The 15871-nt window shown below is 39.7% G+C and carries 26 protein-coding genes; all 26 read right to left on the reverse strand.

The window, feature by feature from the left end; translation table 11 throughout:
• Window positions 1–84 precede the first annotated feature (84 nt).
• Window positions 85–738, reverse strand: coding sequence for an adenylate kinase (locus tag HXV90_RS22355; protein ID WP_004233689.1), 654 nt, complete (start codon window positions 736–738; stop codon window positions 85–87).
• Between the two features lie 70 nt (window positions 739–808).
• On the reverse strand, window positions 809–2104 hold the full coding sequence (gene secY / locus HXV90_RS22360; protein ID WP_004233672.1) for a preprotein translocase subunit SecY: 1296 nt from the start codon (window positions 2102–2104) through the stop codon (window positions 809–811).
• Window positions 2104–2544, reverse strand: coding sequence for a 50S ribosomal protein L15 (gene rplO / locus HXV90_RS22365; RefSeq protein ID WP_004233670.1), 441 nt, complete (start codon window positions 2542–2544; stop codon window positions 2104–2106). Before rplO ends, secY begins: the two co-directional genes overlap by 1 nt.
• A gap of 34 nt (window positions 2545–2578) precedes the next feature.
• Window positions 2579–2761 (reverse strand): 50S ribosomal protein L30, encoded by a 183-nt coding sequence (gene rpmD / locus HXV90_RS22370; protein WP_004233668.1) that lies wholly within the window; start codon window positions 2759–2761, stop codon window positions 2579–2581.
• A gap of 13 nt (window positions 2762–2774) precedes the next feature.
• On the reverse strand, window positions 2775–3278 hold the full coding sequence (gene rpsE / locus HXV90_RS22375; protein ID WP_004233664.1) for a 30S ribosomal protein S5: 504 nt from the start codon (window positions 3276–3278) through the stop codon (window positions 2775–2777).
• A gap of 21 nt (window positions 3279–3299) precedes the next feature.
• Window positions 3300–3659, reverse strand: a complete 360-nt coding sequence (rplR, locus tag HXV90_RS22380) for a 50S ribosomal protein L18 (RefSeq protein ID WP_004233662.1) — start codon at window positions 3657–3659, stop codon at window positions 3300–3302.
• Window positions 3660–3691: 32 nt separating this feature from the next.
• Window positions 3692–4231: a 50S ribosomal protein L6 gene (rplF, locus tag HXV90_RS22385; protein WP_048395570.1), complete on the reverse strand. Its 540-nt coding sequence runs from the start codon at window positions 4229–4231 to the stop codon at window positions 3692–3694.
• 30 nt (window positions 4232–4261) lie between these two features.
• Window positions 4262–4660 carry a 30S ribosomal protein S8 gene (gene rpsH / locus HXV90_RS22390; protein WP_008181717.1) on the reverse strand — a complete coding sequence of 133 codons (399 nt, stop codon included), beginning with the start codon at window positions 4658–4660 and terminating at the stop codon, window positions 4262–4264.
• A gap of 29 nt (window positions 4661–4689) precedes the next feature.
• Complete coding sequence (locus HXV90_RS22395) at window positions 4690–4875, reverse strand: type Z 30S ribosomal protein S14 (protein WP_004233656.1); 186 nt, start codon at window positions 4873–4875, stop codon at window positions 4690–4692.
• 21 nt (window positions 4876–4896) lie between these two features.
• The gene (gene rplE / locus HXV90_RS22400; RefSeq protein WP_004233654.1) at window positions 4897–5436 is read right to left on the reverse strand and encodes a 50S ribosomal protein L5; all 540 of its coding nucleotides are present in this window, start codon (window positions 5434–5436) and stop codon (window positions 4897–4899) included.
• Window positions 5437–5464: 28 nt separating this feature from the next.
• Entirely contained in the window at window positions 5465–5773 is a 309-nt protein-coding gene (gene rplX / locus HXV90_RS22405) for a 50S ribosomal protein L24 (RefSeq protein WP_004233652.1), read from the reverse strand.
• Window positions 5774–5808: 35 nt separating this feature from the next.
• Window positions 5809–6177, reverse strand: a complete 369-nt coding sequence (rplN, locus tag HXV90_RS22410) for a 50S ribosomal protein L14 (RefSeq protein ID WP_004233650.1) — start codon at window positions 6175–6177, stop codon at window positions 5809–5811.
• Window positions 6178–6220: 43 nt separating this feature from the next.
• Window positions 6221–6484 (reverse strand): 30S ribosomal protein S17, encoded by a 264-nt coding sequence (gene rpsQ, locus HXV90_RS22415; RefSeq protein ID WP_004233648.1) that lies wholly within the window; start codon window positions 6482–6484, stop codon window positions 6221–6223.
• Between the two features lie 18 nt (window positions 6485–6502).
• Window positions 6503–6703: a 50S ribosomal protein L29 gene (gene rpmC, locus HXV90_RS22420; RefSeq protein ID WP_004233646.1), complete on the reverse strand. Its 201-nt coding sequence runs from the start codon at window positions 6701–6703 to the stop codon at window positions 6503–6505.
• Window positions 6693–7127 (reverse strand): 50S ribosomal protein L16, encoded by a 435-nt coding sequence (gene rplP, locus HXV90_RS22425; protein WP_004233644.1) that lies wholly within the window; start codon window positions 7125–7127, stop codon window positions 6693–6695. Before rplP ends, rpmC begins: the two co-directional genes overlap by 11 nt.
• A 1-nt stretch (window position 7128) precedes the next feature.
• Window positions 7129–7782: a 30S ribosomal protein S3 gene (gene rpsC, locus HXV90_RS22430; RefSeq protein WP_004233642.1), complete on the reverse strand. Its 654-nt coding sequence runs from the start codon at window positions 7780–7782 to the stop codon at window positions 7129–7131.
• A 3-nt stretch (window positions 7783–7785) separates the two neighbouring features.
• The gene (gene rplV, locus HXV90_RS22435) at window positions 7786–8130 is read right to left on the reverse strand and encodes a 50S ribosomal protein L22 (RefSeq protein ID WP_004233639.1); all 345 of its coding nucleotides are present in this window, start codon (window positions 8128–8130) and stop codon (window positions 7786–7788) included.
• Window positions 8131–8152: 22 nt separating this feature from the next.
• On the reverse strand, window positions 8153–8431 hold the full coding sequence (rpsS, locus tag HXV90_RS22440; RefSeq protein ID WP_004233637.1) for a 30S ribosomal protein S19: 279 nt from the start codon (window positions 8429–8431) through the stop codon (window positions 8153–8155).
• A gap of 60 nt (window positions 8432–8491) precedes the next feature.
• Window positions 8492–9322, reverse strand: a complete 831-nt coding sequence (gene rplB, locus HXV90_RS22445) for a 50S ribosomal protein L2 (protein ID WP_009373990.1) — start codon at window positions 9320–9322, stop codon at window positions 8492–8494.
• A 47-nt stretch (window positions 9323–9369) separates the two neighbouring features.
• Window positions 9370–9654, reverse strand: a complete 285-nt coding sequence (gene rplW, locus HXV90_RS22450; RefSeq protein ID WP_004233628.1) for a 50S ribosomal protein L23 — start codon at window positions 9652–9654, stop codon at window positions 9370–9372.
• On the reverse strand, window positions 9654–10277 hold the full coding sequence (rplD, locus tag HXV90_RS22455) for a 50S ribosomal protein L4 (protein WP_004233626.1): 624 nt from the start codon (window positions 10275–10277) through the stop codon (window positions 9654–9656). The genes rplW and rplD overlap by 1 nt, the downstream gene beginning before the upstream one ends.
• Before the next feature lie 26 nt (window positions 10278–10303).
• Window positions 10304–10933 (reverse strand): 50S ribosomal protein L3, encoded by a 630-nt coding sequence (gene rplC / locus HXV90_RS22460; RefSeq protein WP_004233625.1) that lies wholly within the window; start codon window positions 10931–10933, stop codon window positions 10304–10306.
• A 45-nt stretch (window positions 10934–10978) separates the two neighbouring features.
• A complete protein-coding gene (gene rpsJ / locus HXV90_RS22465) occupies window positions 10979–11287 on the reverse strand; it encodes a 30S ribosomal protein S10 (RefSeq protein WP_004233624.1) in 309 nt (102 codons plus the stop codon).
• A gap of 357 nt (window positions 11288–11644) precedes the next feature.
• Window positions 11645–12955 carry a Na+/H+ antiporter family protein gene (locus tag HXV90_RS22470; protein ID WP_269898036.1) on the reverse strand — a complete coding sequence of 437 codons (1311 nt, stop codon included), beginning with the start codon at window positions 12953–12955 and terminating at the stop codon, window positions 11645–11647.
• A 159-nt stretch (window positions 12956–13114) separates the two neighbouring features.
• Window positions 13115–15094, reverse strand: coding sequence for an FtsX-like permease family protein (locus HXV90_RS22475; protein WP_066038309.1), 1980 nt, complete (start codon window positions 15092–15094; stop codon window positions 13115–13117).
• Window positions 15084–15845: an ABC transporter ATP-binding protein gene (locus tag HXV90_RS22480; RefSeq protein ID WP_048395566.1), complete on the reverse strand. Its 762-nt coding sequence runs from the start codon at window positions 15843–15845 to the stop codon at window positions 15084–15086. The genes HXV90_RS22475 and HXV90_RS22480 overlap by 11 nt, the downstream gene beginning before the upstream one ends.
• Between the last annotated feature and the right edge of the window lie 26 nt (window positions 15846–15871).

A 15871-nucleotide genomic window follows, 5' to 3' on the forward strand; every position in this document is an offset into this window, starting at 1 on the left:
TTTGCAACTCTCAAAAAAATTATGTTTCGTTGTTGCTCCCGCATGCCTCCCGCGGAAGCAGTACTCTGCGCCCGGAGCCGGGTATCAGCTGCGGCTGCTCTGTAATAGAGCATCAAGATCAGCAAACACTTTGTTAATATCTTGCTGTCCATCTATATTAGTTAACACGCCTTTAGCTTGATAGAAATCAAGTAGAGGTTGTGCTTGTTTCATATTTACTTCCAGACGGTTCGCAACCGTTTCAGGATTATCATCTGCACGTGTATAAAGCTCGCCACCATCTTTATCACATTTCCCTTCCTCAGCAGGAGGATTGAAAATTAAATGATAGGATGTACCACAAGTTTTACAAATACGTCTACCTGAAAGACGAGCAATTAACTCATCCTTTTCAACTTGAATGTTTAATGTATGCTCAATAGCTTTACCTAGGTCAGCAAGAATGCTATCTAAGGCTTCAGCTTGAGGAACAGTACGTGGGAAACCATCTAATAAGAATCCTTTTTCACAATCAGGTTTAGCCAGTCGCTCACGAACAATACCAATCGTTACTTCATCAGGTACAAGTGCACCTTGATCCATAAACGACTTAGCTTGTAAGCCTAGTTCAGTACCTTCTTTAATTGCAGCACGGAACATATCGCCTGTAGAAATATGAGGAATTGCGTACTTCTCAACAATTTTATCTGCCTGCGTACCTTTACCAGCACCTGGCAGACCCATTAAAACGATATTCATTAGGAAATATTCCTCCCACAAAAGGTTTGCTGATTAAAGGAAACGATGGAACGTTCCCTAAAAACCAACATTATTTCATAAAGCCTTTGTAGTGACGTTTAACAAGTTGAGATTCTAGCTGCTTCATCGTTTCGAGCGCTACGCCGACTACGATAATAATACTAGTACCACCGATCTGCACTGAGGCAGGTAGATTCATAAAGTTTATGAATATAACCGGCATTACTGAAATAACAGTTAAGAAAATCGCGCCGACAAATGTCAGACGATATAACACGCTTGTTAAATACGTTTGAGTGTTTTCACCAGGACGAATACCTGGAATATAAGCACCTTGCTTTTTCAAGTTATCTGCCACATTTTCTGGATTCACTTGTACGAATGCATAGAAATATGTGAATGCGATGATTAATGCCACATAAATAATCATTCCAACAGGTTTTGTATGATCAAACGTGTTATTAATGAAAGTAGTAACATTATTTTCACCGAAGAACGGAACTAACGTACGAGGTGTCATCAGAAACGCTGAAGCAAAGATTACAGGAATAACCCCTGCAGCATTTACTTTTAACGGTAAATGGGTTTGTTGACCACCAGTTTGTTGATTTCGCCCAGTAACTCGTTTTGCATATTGAATTGGAATTTTACGTAGTGCTTGTTGCACATAGATAACTCCAATAACAACCGCAAGCAAGATTAAGACAAGTAGACCAAGGATAATTAGGTTGATAAATAGCTTATCACCCGCACCCTCGATTTGTTGTGCATAGATTTGGTTGATACCTGTAGGTAATGCCGCAACGATACCTGCGAAGATTACAACAGAAATACCATTACCAACGCCATGCGCAGTAATTTGATCAGCAAGCCATACTAGGAATGCTGTACCCGCTGTTAATACAATAGAGATTATAACATATGTTAAAACCCCTTCTTCCTTAATCAATGACCCGCCATACATTCTATTAAAACCAAATGACATCGCGAATGATTGAATAAAAGCAAGAATAATAGTAAAGTAGCGTGTAAATTGCGCAAGTTTACGTCTTCCGACTTCACCTTGCTTTGCCCACTCAGCAAACTTCGGTACTACGTCCATTTGCAATAACTGAACAATAATTGAGGCTGTGATGTAAGGCATAATCCCCATTGCAAAGATGGAGAAGTTCTTTAAAGCACCACCGCCAAAAGTATTCAGGAAACCAACGAGGTTAAACTCATCAGTTGCCTTTAATACATTAGCGTCAACGTTAGGTACTGGAATGAAAGTTCCAATACGAAAAACGATTAACATTAAAAGTGTGAAAATGATTTTATTTCTTATATCTCGAACACGCATAAAGTTAGAGATTGTCTGAAACATTAAATCACCTCAGTAGTTCCGCCGGCATTCTCGATTGCTTCTTTCGCTGAAGCTGAGAATTTATGAGCTTTGACAGTAAGCTTTTTATTAAGAGTTCCGTTGCCTAGAACTTTAATTCCAGCTTTTTCATTGCTCACTAGACCAGTTTCAAGTAATAATGCAGCAGTTACCTCTGCACCGTCTTCGAAACGGTTTAAAGCATCAAGGTTAACGATCGCGTATTCTTTACGGTTAATGTTCGTAAAGCCACGTTTTGGTAAACGACGGAATAATGGGTTCTGACCGCCTTCAAAGCCTGGGCGTACACCGCCACCAGAACGAGCGTTTTGACCTTTATGACCTTTACCTGCTGTTTTACCGTTACCAGAACCGATACCACGACCAACGCGGTTGCGTTGCTTACGAGAACCTTCTGCTGGTTTTAACTCATGCAGTTTCATAGTGGGTGGCACCTCCTTGTTCAATAATTGGAAATTAAATTTCTTTTACAGTAACTAAGTGAGCTACTTTATCAAGCATACCGCGAGTAGCTGCGTTATCAGCTTTCTCTACAGTTTGGTGTAATTTACGTAAACCTAAAGCTTCAACAGTTTTGCGTTGTGCAGGTTTAGTACCAATCACAGATTTAGTAAGGGTGATTTCTAATTTGTTAGCCATTATCTTTCCCCCCTTATCCTAATAGTTCTTCCACTGATTTACCACGTAATTTAGCTACGTCCTCTACGCGTTTTAATTCAGTTAAACCTTGAATTGTTGCACGCACCATGTTAATTGGTGTGTTAGATCCAAGTGATTTTGAAAGAATATCAGTAATACCAGCAAGTTCTAGTACAGCACGTACTGGACCACCAGCGATAACCCCTGTACCAGGAGCAGCAGGTTTGATTAGGATTTCTCCTGCACCAAAGCGACCTTGCACTAAGTGTGGAGTTGTTCCACCTACGCGTGGCACTTCGATTAAGTTTTTCTTCGCATCTTCAACAGCTTTGCGGATAGCATCTGGCACCTCTTGAGCTTTACCAGTACCGAAACCTACATGACCGTTTCTATCGCCAACTACAACTAATGCTGTGAAGCGGAAGCGACGTCCACCTTTAACAACTTTAGCAACGCGGTTAATAGTAACTACGCGTTCTTCAAGTTCTCCAAGTTTGTTTGCGTCAATACGACTCATGAAATGTGTCCCTCCTTCTTATTAAAATTCTAAACCGTTCTCACGTGCAGCTTCAGCTAAAGCTTTCACACGTCCATGATATAAGTAACCACCACGGTCAAATACTACAGCAGTAATATTTTTTTCCGCAGCGCGTTTTGCGATTGTTTCACCGACTTTAGTTGCTGCGTCAACATTGCTACCAGCACCTTCGAAACCATTTTCTTGAGAAGATGCGCTAACAATTGTTACGCCTGCTACGTCATCGATAAGTTGCGCGTAAATGTTCTTGTTAGAACGGAATACGTTTAAGCGTGGACGCTGAGCAGTACCCGAAATTTTAGAACGAACGCGAGCATGACGTTTTTTACGAACCTGATTTTTATCTTGTTTCGTAATCACAAGGGTCACTCCTTTCTAATGCTTAAGCTGCATTATTTACCTGTTTTACCTTCTTTACGACGAACATATTCGCCTTCATAACGAATACCTTTACCTTTATAAGGCTCTGGTGGACGAACGTCACGGATGTTAGATGCAAGAGCACCAACGCGTTCTTTGCTGATACCTTTAACGATAATCTTTGTGTTTGAAGGAACTTCAATTTGTAGACCATCTTCAGGTGTGAACTCTACTGGATGAGAGTAACCTACGTTAAGTACAAGTTTATTACCTTGTAATTGCGCACGGTAACCAACACCGATAAGTTCTAAAGCTTTTTCGAAACCTGCAGAAACACCAGTAACCATGTTCGCAAGAAGCGCACGAGTAGTACCGTGGTTTGTGCGGTGTTCTTTTGAATCAGAAGGACGTACTACAGTGATTACGTTACCCTCTTGCTCAATTTTCATATCTTGGTGGAAAGAACGAACAAGTTCGCCTTTAGGACCTTTAACAGTAACAGTGTTGTCAGCTGCAACAGTAACAGTTACGTTAGCTGGTACCTCGATAATTTTTTTACCTACACGAGACATTTAGTTGCACCTCCATTCATTTATTGCTAATTACCAAACGTATGCTAGAACTTCGCCGCCAACTTGTTTAGCGCGAGCTTCTTTATCTGTTAATAAACCTTGTGAAGTTGACACTAAAGCGATACCAAGACCGTTCAATACTTTAGGTACTTCATTTGTTTTAGCATATACACGTAAACCAGGTTTAGAAATACGTTTTAAGCCAGTGATAACGCGCTCGTTATCTTTTCCATATTTTAAGAAAATACGGATGATACCTTGTTTGTTGTCTTCCACGTATTCTACGTCACGTACGAAACCTTCACGCTTTAAAATTTCAGCGATTTCTTTTTTCACGTTGGAAGCTGGTACTTCTAACTTCTCGTGACGAACCATGTTCGCATTACGAATGCGAGTAAGCATATCTGCAATCGGATCAGTCATTGTCATTACATTTACCTCCTTCCCAAATTAGGGGATTACCAGCTGGCTTTTTTCACGCCAGGAATTTGTCCCTTATATGCAAGTTCTCGGAAACAAATACGGCAAAGTTTGAATTTGCGATATACTGAATGTGGACGACCACAGCGTTCACAACGTGTATACTCTTGCACTTTAAACTTTTGCTTACGTTGTTGTTTAACGATCATAGATTTTTTAGCCACGTTTTCGCCCTCCTTGTTTGATTACTTTTGGAACGGCATACCGAATTGTGTCAATAACTCGCGAGCTTCTTCGTCAGAGTTCGCTGTCGTTACGATCACGATGTCCATACCGCGTACTTTTGAAACTTTATCGTAATCGATTTCTGGGAAAATTAATTGTTCTTTAACACCTAGTGTGTAGTTACCGCGACCATCGAATGCTTTTTTAGAAACACCACGGAAGTCACGTACACGAGGTAGTGAGATAGAAATTAATTTGTCCAAGAATTCATACATACGCTCACCGCGTAATGTAACTTTAGCACCGATAGGCATACCTTCACGAAGACGGAAACCTGCGATCGATTTTTTAGCTTTAGTTACTACTGGTTTTTGACCAGTGATAATTGTTAATTCTTCAACAGCTGCATCTAACGCTTTAGAGTTTTGAACTGCATCACCAACACCCATGTTGATAACGATTTTCTCAACTTTCGGTAGTTGCATAACTGATTTATATCCAAATTTGCTCATAAGAGCTGGAGAAACTTCATTTAAATATTTTTCTTTTAGGCGGCTCATGTGTGTACCTCCCTTCTATTTATACTAATTAGTCGATTACTGCACCTGATTTTTTTGCTACACGAACTTTTTTACCGTTTTCGATTTTATAACCTACACGAGTCGGCTCGCCAGATTTAGGATCGATTAGCATTACGTTCGAAACGTGAATTGCAGCCTCTTGGCTAACAATACCACCTTGTGGATTCAATTGGTTAGGTTTAACGTGTTTTTTCACGATGTTCACACCTTCAACAAGAACGCGATCTTGTTTTGGGAAAGCAGCAAGGATTACGCCTTCTTTGCCTTTATCCTTACCAGTGATTACCTTAACCTTGTCACCTTTTTTTACATGCATGCTGTCGCACCTCCTTGATTGGCACTGTCATGAAATTAAAGAACTTCTGGAGCTAGAGAAACGATTTTCATGAAGTTGCTGTCACGTAGTTCACGTGCAACAGGTCCGAAAATACGAGTTCCGCGTGGTGATTTATCATCACGAATAATTACACAAGCATTTTCATCAAATTTGATGTACGTGCCGTCTTTACGACGAACGCCTGATTTAGTACGAACGATAACAGCTTTAACAACGTCACCCTTCTTGACAACGCCACCTGGTGTTGCTTTCTTAACTGTACAAACAACGATATCACCGATGTTAGCAGTTTTACGGCCAGAGCCACCAAGCACTTTAATTGTAAGAACTTCACGTGCACCTGAGTTGTCAGCAACTTTCATACGACTTTCTTGTTGGATCACTTAGGTTACCTCCCTTCGGAAATTGGTTGTTCCGAAATAGTTATTAAATAATAACCGCTTTTTCTACAACTTCTACTAGACGGAAACGTTTAGTAGCTGATAGCGGGCGAGTTTCCATGATACGTACGATATCACCGATTTTCGCTGTGTTTAACTCATCATGAGCTTTAAACTTTTTAGAGTATTTTACACGCTTACCATAAAGCTTGTGCTTTTTGTAAGTTTCAACTAAAACAGTAACAGTTTTGTCCATTTTATCTGAAACAACGCGGCCCGTGTAAACTTTGCGTTGATTGCGCTCAGTCATACTTGAAAACCTCCTTTATCAGTTATTTGCACTGATTTCTCTTTCACGAATAACAGTTTTCATACGCGCGATTGCTTTACGCACTTCACGAATACGAGCTGTGTTTTCTAATTGACCAGTCGCCAATTGGAAGCGAAGGTTGAAAAGCTCTTCTTTCAGTGATTTCACTTTTAATTCTATTTCAGAAGTAGCAAGGTCACGGATTTCATTAGCTTTCATTAGATTCACCACCAGTTTCTTGACGTTTTACGATCTTACATTTAACAGGAAGTTTGTGTGATGCTAAACGAAGTGCTTCACGTGCAACTTCTTCAGATACGCCAGCAATTTCGAACATTACTTTTCCTGGTTTAACTACTGCTACCCAACCTTCAGGAGAACCTTTACCAGAACCCATGCGGACTTCTAGAGGTTTTTTAGTGTAAGGTTTATGTGGGAAGATTTTAATCCAAACTTTACCGCCACGTTTCATGTAACGAGTCATCGCGATACGAGCAGATTCGATTTGACGGTTAGTAATCCAGCTAGCAGTTTGAGCTTGTAAGCCCCATTCGCCGAAAGTTACTTCTTTACCGCCTTTCGCTTCGCCACGCATGTTGCCGCGGTGTTCACGACGGTATTTAACGCGTTTAGGCAATAACATATTATTTGCCTCCTTCCACAGATTTCTTCGTAGGAAGAACTTCACCACGGTAGATCCATACTTTAACGCCTAATTTACCGTAAGTAGTATCAGCTTCTGCGTGTGCATAATCGATGTCAGCACGTAGAGTATGAAGTGGAACAGTTCCTTCACTATAGTGTTCAGCACGCGCGATATCAGCGCCACCTAAACGACCAGATACTTGTGTTTTAATTCCTTTTGCACCAGCGCGGATTGTGCGTTGGATCGCTTGCTTTTGCGCACGACGGAATGATACACGATTTTCTAATTGACGAGCGATGTTTTCAGCTACTAGACGAGCGTCAAGATCTGCACGTTTGATTTCAATGATGTTGATGTGTACACGTTTACCAGTTAAATCGCTAAGGTATTTACGAAGATTTTCAACTTCAGTACCACCTTTACCGATTACCATACCTGGTTTCGCAGTGTGAATTGTAATGTTTACACGGTTTGCAGCACGTTCGATTTCTACTTTAGAAACTGAAGCGTCTTTAAGAGCCGTTTCAATATATTTACGCACTTTGATGTCTTCGTGAAGTAGAGTTGCATAGTCTTTTTCAGCGTACCATTTTGACTCCCAGTCACGAATAATACCAACGCGTAGTCCTATTGGATGTACTTTTTGACCCACGGATTAACCCTCCTTCTTCTCAGATACCACTAGAGTAATGTGGCTTGTGCGTTTGTTAATTGCGCTTGCACGTCCTTGTGCACGTGGACGGAAACGTTTTAAAGTTGGACCTTCGTCAACGAATACTTCAGAAACTACTAAAGAGTTGATGTCAAGATCGTAGTTGTGTTCAGCGTTAGCAACTGCAGATTTTAATACTTTCTCAACGACTGGAGACGCCGCTTTTGGAGTATGACGTAAAATTGCAACTGCTTCACCAACTTGCTTACCTCGGATTAAGTCTACAACTAGACGTACTTTGCGAGGAGCAATGCGTACTGTACGAGCGATAGCTTTAGCTTGTGTCATTAGGATTTACCTCCTCTCAAAATTAGCGTCTTGTTTTCTTGTCGTCTGCACCGTGACCTTTATAAGTACGTGTCGGTGCGAACTCACCAAGTTTATGGCCTACCATATCTTCTGTTACGTATACAGGAACATGTTTACGTCCATCATATACAGCAATCGTTAAACCGATGAAGTTCGGGAAGATTGTAGAACGGCGTGACCAAGTTTTGATAACTTGTTTTTTCTCAGAAGCCTCTTGCGCTTCCACTTTTTTCATTAAGTGGTCATCGACAAAAGGTCCTTTTTTCAAGCTGCGACCCATGTAGGAACCTCCCTCCGTGATTCCACCACGGCTCTCACATAGAACCGTAGTTTAACCACTTTATTTTTTACGACTACGGATGATAAATTTATCCGATTTGTTTTTCTTCTTGCGAGTTTTGTAACCAAGTGCTGGTTTACCCCAAGGAGTCATTGGTGATTTACGTCCGATTGGAGAACGTCCTTCACCACCACCGTGTGGGTGATCGTTAGGGTTCATTACAGAACCACGAACTTCTGGGCGTTTACCTAACCAACGGCTACGACCTGCTTTACCGATGTGTACAAGTTCGTGTTGTTCGTTACCAACTTGACCGATTGTAGCGCGGCAAGTAGCTAAAACTAAACGTACTTCACCAGATTGTAAACGAACGATAACGTACTTATCTTCACGACCAAGTACTTGCGCAGAAGTACCAGCTGAACGTACTAATTGTCCGCCTTTACCAGGTTTTAACTCGATGTTATGGATTGTAGTACCCATTGGAATGTTTGCTAATGGTAAAGTGTTACCTACTTTAATATCAGCATCTGGACCAGAAACGATTGTTTGACCAACCTCTAGACCTTTTGGTGCTAAGATGTAAGCTTTTGCTCCATCAGCGTAGTTGATTAATGCGATATTCGCAGAACGGTTTGGATCATATTCAATAGTAGCAACTTTTGCCGGAATGCCATCTTTAACACGTTTGAAATCGATAACACGGTATTGCTTCTTATGACCACCACCATGATGACGAACAGTGATTTTACCTTGGTTGTTACGACCAGCTTTGCGTTTAGTTGGTTCAAGCAATGATTTCTCAGGCTTGTTAGTTGTAATTTCCGCAAAGTCTAATGACGTCATGTTACGACGACCATTAGAGGTAGGTTTATACTTTTTAATCGCCATTGTGTTTTCCCTCCTTCTTGAGTGTTCAAATCATAAATCCGTTAGGATTACATTTCGAATAATTCAATTTCTTTGCTATCAGCAGTTAGTTTAACGATCGCTTTACGACGTTTATTAGTGTAACCACCGTAACGGCCTACGCGTTTGAATTTACCTTTGTAGTTAAGAACGTTTACTTTCTCAACTTTTACGCCAAAGATTTCTTCTACAGCGTCTTTTACTTGAGTTTTGTTAGCGCGAGTGTCTACTTCGAAAGTATACTTTTTCTCTGCCATAAGTTCTGAAGAACGCTCAGTAATGACCGGACGTTTTAAAATATCACGTGCTTCCATTATCCAAGCACCTCCTCAACTTTTTCTACTGCAGACTTAGTGAATACAACTTTATCATGACCTAATAGATCAAGAACGTTGATTCCGTTTGCAGTTAAAACTGTTACACCCGGGATGTTACGAGCAGATAATGCTACGTTTTCATCTAGGTCAGCAGTTACGAATAAAGATTTTTTCTCTAAAGAAAGATCTTTAAGGATTTTTGTGAATTCTTTTGTTTTTGGTGCTGCTAGAGTTAGAGCATCAAGAACTAAGAAGTTTTGTTCTACTACTTTAGCTGATAAAGCAGATTTAAGAGCTAAACGACGAACTTTTTTAGGTAATTTATAAGAATAGCTACGTGGAGTAGGACCGAATACGATACCACCGCCGCGCCATTGTGGAGAACGGATAGAACCTTGACGAGCACGACCAGTTCCTTTTTGACGCCATGGTTTACGACCACCACCAGCAACTTCAGAACGGTTTTTAACCTTGTGATTACCTTGACGAAGAGAAGCGCGTTGAGCAACTACTGCGTCGAATAATACTGCTTCATTTGGCTCGATTCCGAAGATCGCATCGTTTAATTCGATTTCACCAACTGAAGCACCTGTTTGACTAAGTACAGATACTTTTGTCATTCCTGTTTCCTCCTTTCCTTAAGTGATTACTTAGCTTTAATTGCAGTTTTTACTGTAACTAGAGCTTTTTTAGAACCAGGAACATTACCTTTAACAAGTAGTAAGTTACGATCTGTGTCAACTTTCACGATTTCTAAGTTTTGGATTGTAACTACATTGCCACCCATTTGACCAGGTAATTTCTTTTGTTTGAATACGCGGTTCGGAGCAACTGGACCCATTGAACCAGGACGACGGTGGTAACGAGAACCGTGGGCCATAGGACCACGAGATTGTCCGTGGCGTTTGATAACACCTTGGAAACCTTTACCTTTAGTAACTCCTGTTACATCGATTACATCGCCTTCTGCGAAAATTTCTACTTTGACTTCTTGACCAACTTCGTATTCTTCCACGTTCACGTTGCGGAATTCACGAATGAAGCGCTTAGGAGCAGTGTTCGCTTTTGCTACGTGACCTTGTTCTGGTTTGTTAGAAAGCTTAACGCGCTTGTCTTCGAAACCAACTTGAATTGCTTCGTAGCCGTCTGTTTCAACAGTTTTCTTTTGAAGAACTACGTTTGGAGTAGCTTCGATAACTGTTACCGGGATTAAATCGCCGTTTTCAGCGAAAACTTGTGTCATACCAATTTTTCTACCTAAGATTCCTTTAGCCATTTGTCGCACCTCCTGTAAGTTTTAAAAGTTATATTGTTTTTACCATTAAAGTTTGATTTCGATATCAACGCCAGATGGTAAATCAAGTTTCATTAACGCGTCAACAGTTTGTGGTGTTGGGTTAACGATATCGATCAGACGTTTATGCGTACGCATTTCGAATTGTTCACGAGAATCTTTGTACTTGTGAACCGCACGAAGAATTGTGTACACAGACTTCTCAGTTGGAAGTGGAATCGGACCTGATACACTTGCACCTGAACGTTTTGCAGTTTCCACAATTTTCTCAGCAGATTGATCTAAAATACGGTGATCATACGCTTTTAAACGAATACGAATCTTTTGTTTTGCCATTATTTTCCCTCCTTCTCGCCTATTTTCTAGACATTCTCCACGAAAATTTTCCCACACACCGCCATGGCAAAGCGGCCGGGTGTGTCGGCAACCTCTCGCTTCATCGCAGTCAAAGACCAACATTCAACATTATATACAATAAAAAAAGAATAAGCAAGTCTTTTCGCTAAATTCTTTTAAATGTTGCAGATATTCTTAGTACTACTATTTCTTCGCTTTATTAAGCCGTTTATTAGTATATAAAATTTCTATACATATTGCAACACTTAAGGTTATCATATCAACATTTTCGCACATTTCAAATAACTCAAAAAAGAAAAAAGTAATTTCTATATAATTATAGAAACTACCTCCTTATTATAGAAAGAACACACAGGCAATCCAACCAAACAGGATTAGTGGTATGTTAATGAAAATAAACGTAGGAACACAGGTATCCCAAATATGATGATGCTGGCCATCAACATTAAGGCCTGCTGTTGGCCCTAATGTAGAATCGGATGCTGGAGAACCTGCGTCTCCTAAAGCACCAGCTGTACCGATTAAGCATAATATCGCTAAAGGACTCATATCTAAACCTTGTGCTAGCGGAACAAATAGTGTCGCGATTATAGGCACTGTAGCGAAGGACGAACCAATTCCCATCGTCACAACTAATCCTATGACTAACATGATGAAGACAGCAAGACTTCTATTTCCTTCTAATACAGTGAGTGAATTTGTAATTAAGCTGTCCACATCACCTGTTGCATTGATTACCGCCGCAAAACCATTTGCCGCAATCATAACAAAGCCAATAAAGGCCATCATCTTCATTCCTTCAGAAAGAATCTCATCTGCTTCTCTCCATTTAAGAGCACCTGTAAAATACATAATCATAATACCTGCAAACGAGCCTACAATCATTGAGTCTGTTAACACTTGAGCGCATAGTGATATTACTAGTGCCAGAGCTGTAGAAAACATAATGAATTTGCTGACGTTTACATTTAAAGATTCCGTCTCCACTTCACTATGCTTATAATGTCTTGGTTTGCGGTATACAGCGAAGGCAATTATCAATCCGATTAGCATTCCTAATACGGGAATCCCCATTGCTGCAGGGACATCACGTGAAGAAACAGCCATTCCTGCCTCTGACACTTGTGTAGCAACGATATCTTGAAAGATTGCTCCAAAACCAGCAGGTACAAAACTATACGTACCAATTAAGCCTACTGCAATCAACGTTGCAATTATACGTCGATCGACTTCTAGCATATTTAAAATCTTTAAAATAGGAGGTATTAATAATGGAATGAAGGCAATATGAATAGGAATAACATTTTGAGATAAAATAGACATCACAAAAATAAGGAAGAAAATTAATACCTTCACAAGTCCTTTTCTATTACTTTCACCCTTTAATATTTTTAACATCCCGGCTATCATTAATTCGGGTATTCCTGTTTTGGCAATGGCGATTGCAAAACCACCAAGTAAGCCATAACTTAATGCAATGGTTGCTCCTGCTCCTAATCCTTCTGTAAATGATTGGACTGTTGACTCAATGCCCATCCCACTAGTTAGACCACCTACAAATGCTCCTAGAACTAACGAGAGAACTACATTGATGCGAAGCAAGCTTAATATTAACATAACGGCAACAGCCGCAATTACTGCATTCATTGTTACACTCTACTTTCATACACTAAATTACTAACATGTTAAACTTTATTATTCTGATAATTGAAAGTCAAGGTTTTTTGTAACTTCTATATTTTTTGCACTAAAAAAACAGTGTAATGATAACCACCACACTGTTTCCGAGTTTCCTCTTATTTAATATTACAACGACTGACGTACAACCTTTTTATAGTAGCCTACCGATAGAATAGCAAAAATCGTATATAAAGCTATATAACAGCACATTGCAATCCACAAGGGAGCTGTTAACTCTGTCCCAAATAAAAACCATCCTGACTTAACAGCAAAGTAGCTATGCAATAACCCAATAACTAGTGGAACACCGAAATTAAAGGCCTGTTTCATATAAATACCCTTCATGATATCTTTTTCAGCAAAACCAATCTTTCGTAGGATTGTATAGGAATCACGTTCTTCCTCCGCCTCAGACATTTGTTTAAAGTATAGAATACTACCTGTGGTCATTAAAAACGCTAACCCTAAAAATGCTGTTGTAAAGATGGTAAGACCCAATGATTCAATATTGTCTTTACGTTTTCCTTCATAGGATGATTGTGTATATTGCTTTGTCTTCCCTTTATCATCTACAGCAGTAATAATACCTGCATTTGATTGAATATATAATTTTTCTGCTGTTGCAATATCTTCGTTAGATTTTAAAGTAATTGTTGTTTGATGATGCCAAGGATAAAGAGCTGCCTGTGTAGTTAAACTTTTAAACATATCATCTGTCACAACAAAGATAGGTCCACCACCCCCAGCCGTTACAATACCACTTATCACGCTTTTATCGTGGATATCAACGACATGAAAAGTTTCTTCAAGTTCTCCTGCAGATACTACTAAATCATGATCTTTCTCTAACGGGAACATTTCAGCCATATAACCACCATAGTTTGTCAAGATAACCTCATTCCCTGAAAGCTTAGCCTCAGGAACACTCTGCTGGTAATCTGAAAGCGGAATGGTATAAATTGTGCCTTCCATTGTATATAAAGGGTTATCCTGCTGTTTTTTAGACATCAATTGACCTACAGCAGCGGTTACTCCCTGAAGACGATAGTCAATTTTATCATAAGCAATATTATTTTCCTCTAACTTCTCTAAAAATTCCTCCCCTTGCTCTTCAAGCAATATGAAATCACCAGGTACTTGGCTATATGCAGATGCTTCCGAGGAGTAGTAGGCGATATAGGAAAGAGTCGTCACGCCTAGAGAAACGCCTGTTAACACGGTGATTAGCGTTAATGACTTTGCATTGCTCTTCATGCGATGCATGATGGGCGTTAATGCTAATACATCCTTTATGGATAAATGCCCTTTTTTCTTTAGGCGAATAGTATTCATAATAAATGCTACAGAGAAACGAAAAACAAGGAATGTTCCACCAATTGTAGTAGCTAAAATAATTATCATATTGATAAATAAATTACCAGCAGATTCGATATCGAACAACTTTGTCGATGCATAGTAGCCATAAACAATCAGTATAAGACCCAAAAAGCCAATAACCATCTGGAACGCACTAAAGCGTCTCACACGCTCATCTGCTTGTTTTGCTGCACTAAATAATGATAACAATGACACATGATGAATCATCCAAGCCATCTGTATAAGAACGATGATCAATAAGATAGTAAATACAATCATCGACTGCAGTAAAGCTTGTGTACTAAAAGTCATGGTTACGAGAGCTTCTTTTTCAAGCACACGAAGCAAAATCATTGCAAACACACGAGAGCTAAAGAAGCCTGCCAACATACCTATAATAACGGCTCCAACAAATAAGAGAATGTTTTCAACCGCTAATAAACGCACGATTAGCCCCTTAGTCATGCCGATCAGTTGATACAAACCTATTTCCTTACTACGACGCTTCATAAATAAATGGTTTGCATACAGAACGAAGAATAAAACGATAAAATAAAGAATATAAGTTGCTGCCTTAAATCCGGCCGTAGCTGTTCCACTCATTTGAACAGCAGCCCACACCTCCGTATTATTTTGCAAGGTGACAAACGAAAAGTATAAGGTAACACTAAAAATAAGTGCAAAGAAATATAGATAGTAGTGCTTCATATTTTTCTTCATACTTCGAAGTACTAACTTACTAAGACTCATACCCGTCACCGCCTAGCACACTTTGTGTATGCATGATTTCTTTGAAAAAGGCCTGCCTTGTTTTATCGCCCTTATAAAGTTCACTATAGATAAGGCCATCCTTTAGAAATAACACACGTGTACAGAAACTTGCGGCTACAGCATCGTGTGTAACCATCATAATTGTCGCTTCTTTTGTTTCATTTATATTTTGTAGATTTTGAAGCAGGGCTGTAGCTGATTTAGAATCTAGTGCACCAGTGGGCTCGTCTGCAAATACCAATGACGGATTGGTAATAAGTGCACGTGCAGCTGAGGTACGCTGTTTTTGTCCACCTGATATTTCGTTGGGGTATTTATTTAAAATTTCCGTGATTCCCAACAAAGAAGTGAGTTCCTTCACTCGACTTTCGGCAACAGCTTTTGGTAACTTACTGATGGCTAACGGTAGAAGAATATTTTCTTTTACTGTCAAGGTATCTAATAAATTATAGTCTTGAAATATAAATCCCAGCTGCTCTCTTCGGAAGTTTGCTAAAGCCTTTTCTTTCATACCACGTAAACTATGACCGTTTATCTCAATAACACCTTCTGTCGCAAAGTCAATTGAGCATAAGACATTTAAAAGCGTTGTTTTACCAGAGCCAGAAGGTCCCATAATACCTACAAATTCTCCTCTATTCACTTCTACATCAATACCCTTTAATACTTCCTGAGCCGTTGATTTTTTTCCATACACTTTCTTTATTTTACGTCCTATTAAAACTGTCACTTCATAACGCCCCTTTCTATAGTTCA

This window comes from Lysinibacillus sp. JK80, assembly GCF_027557635.1.
GTDB lineage: Bacteria > Bacillota > Bacilli > Bacillales_A > Planococcaceae > Lysinibacillus > Lysinibacillus capsici.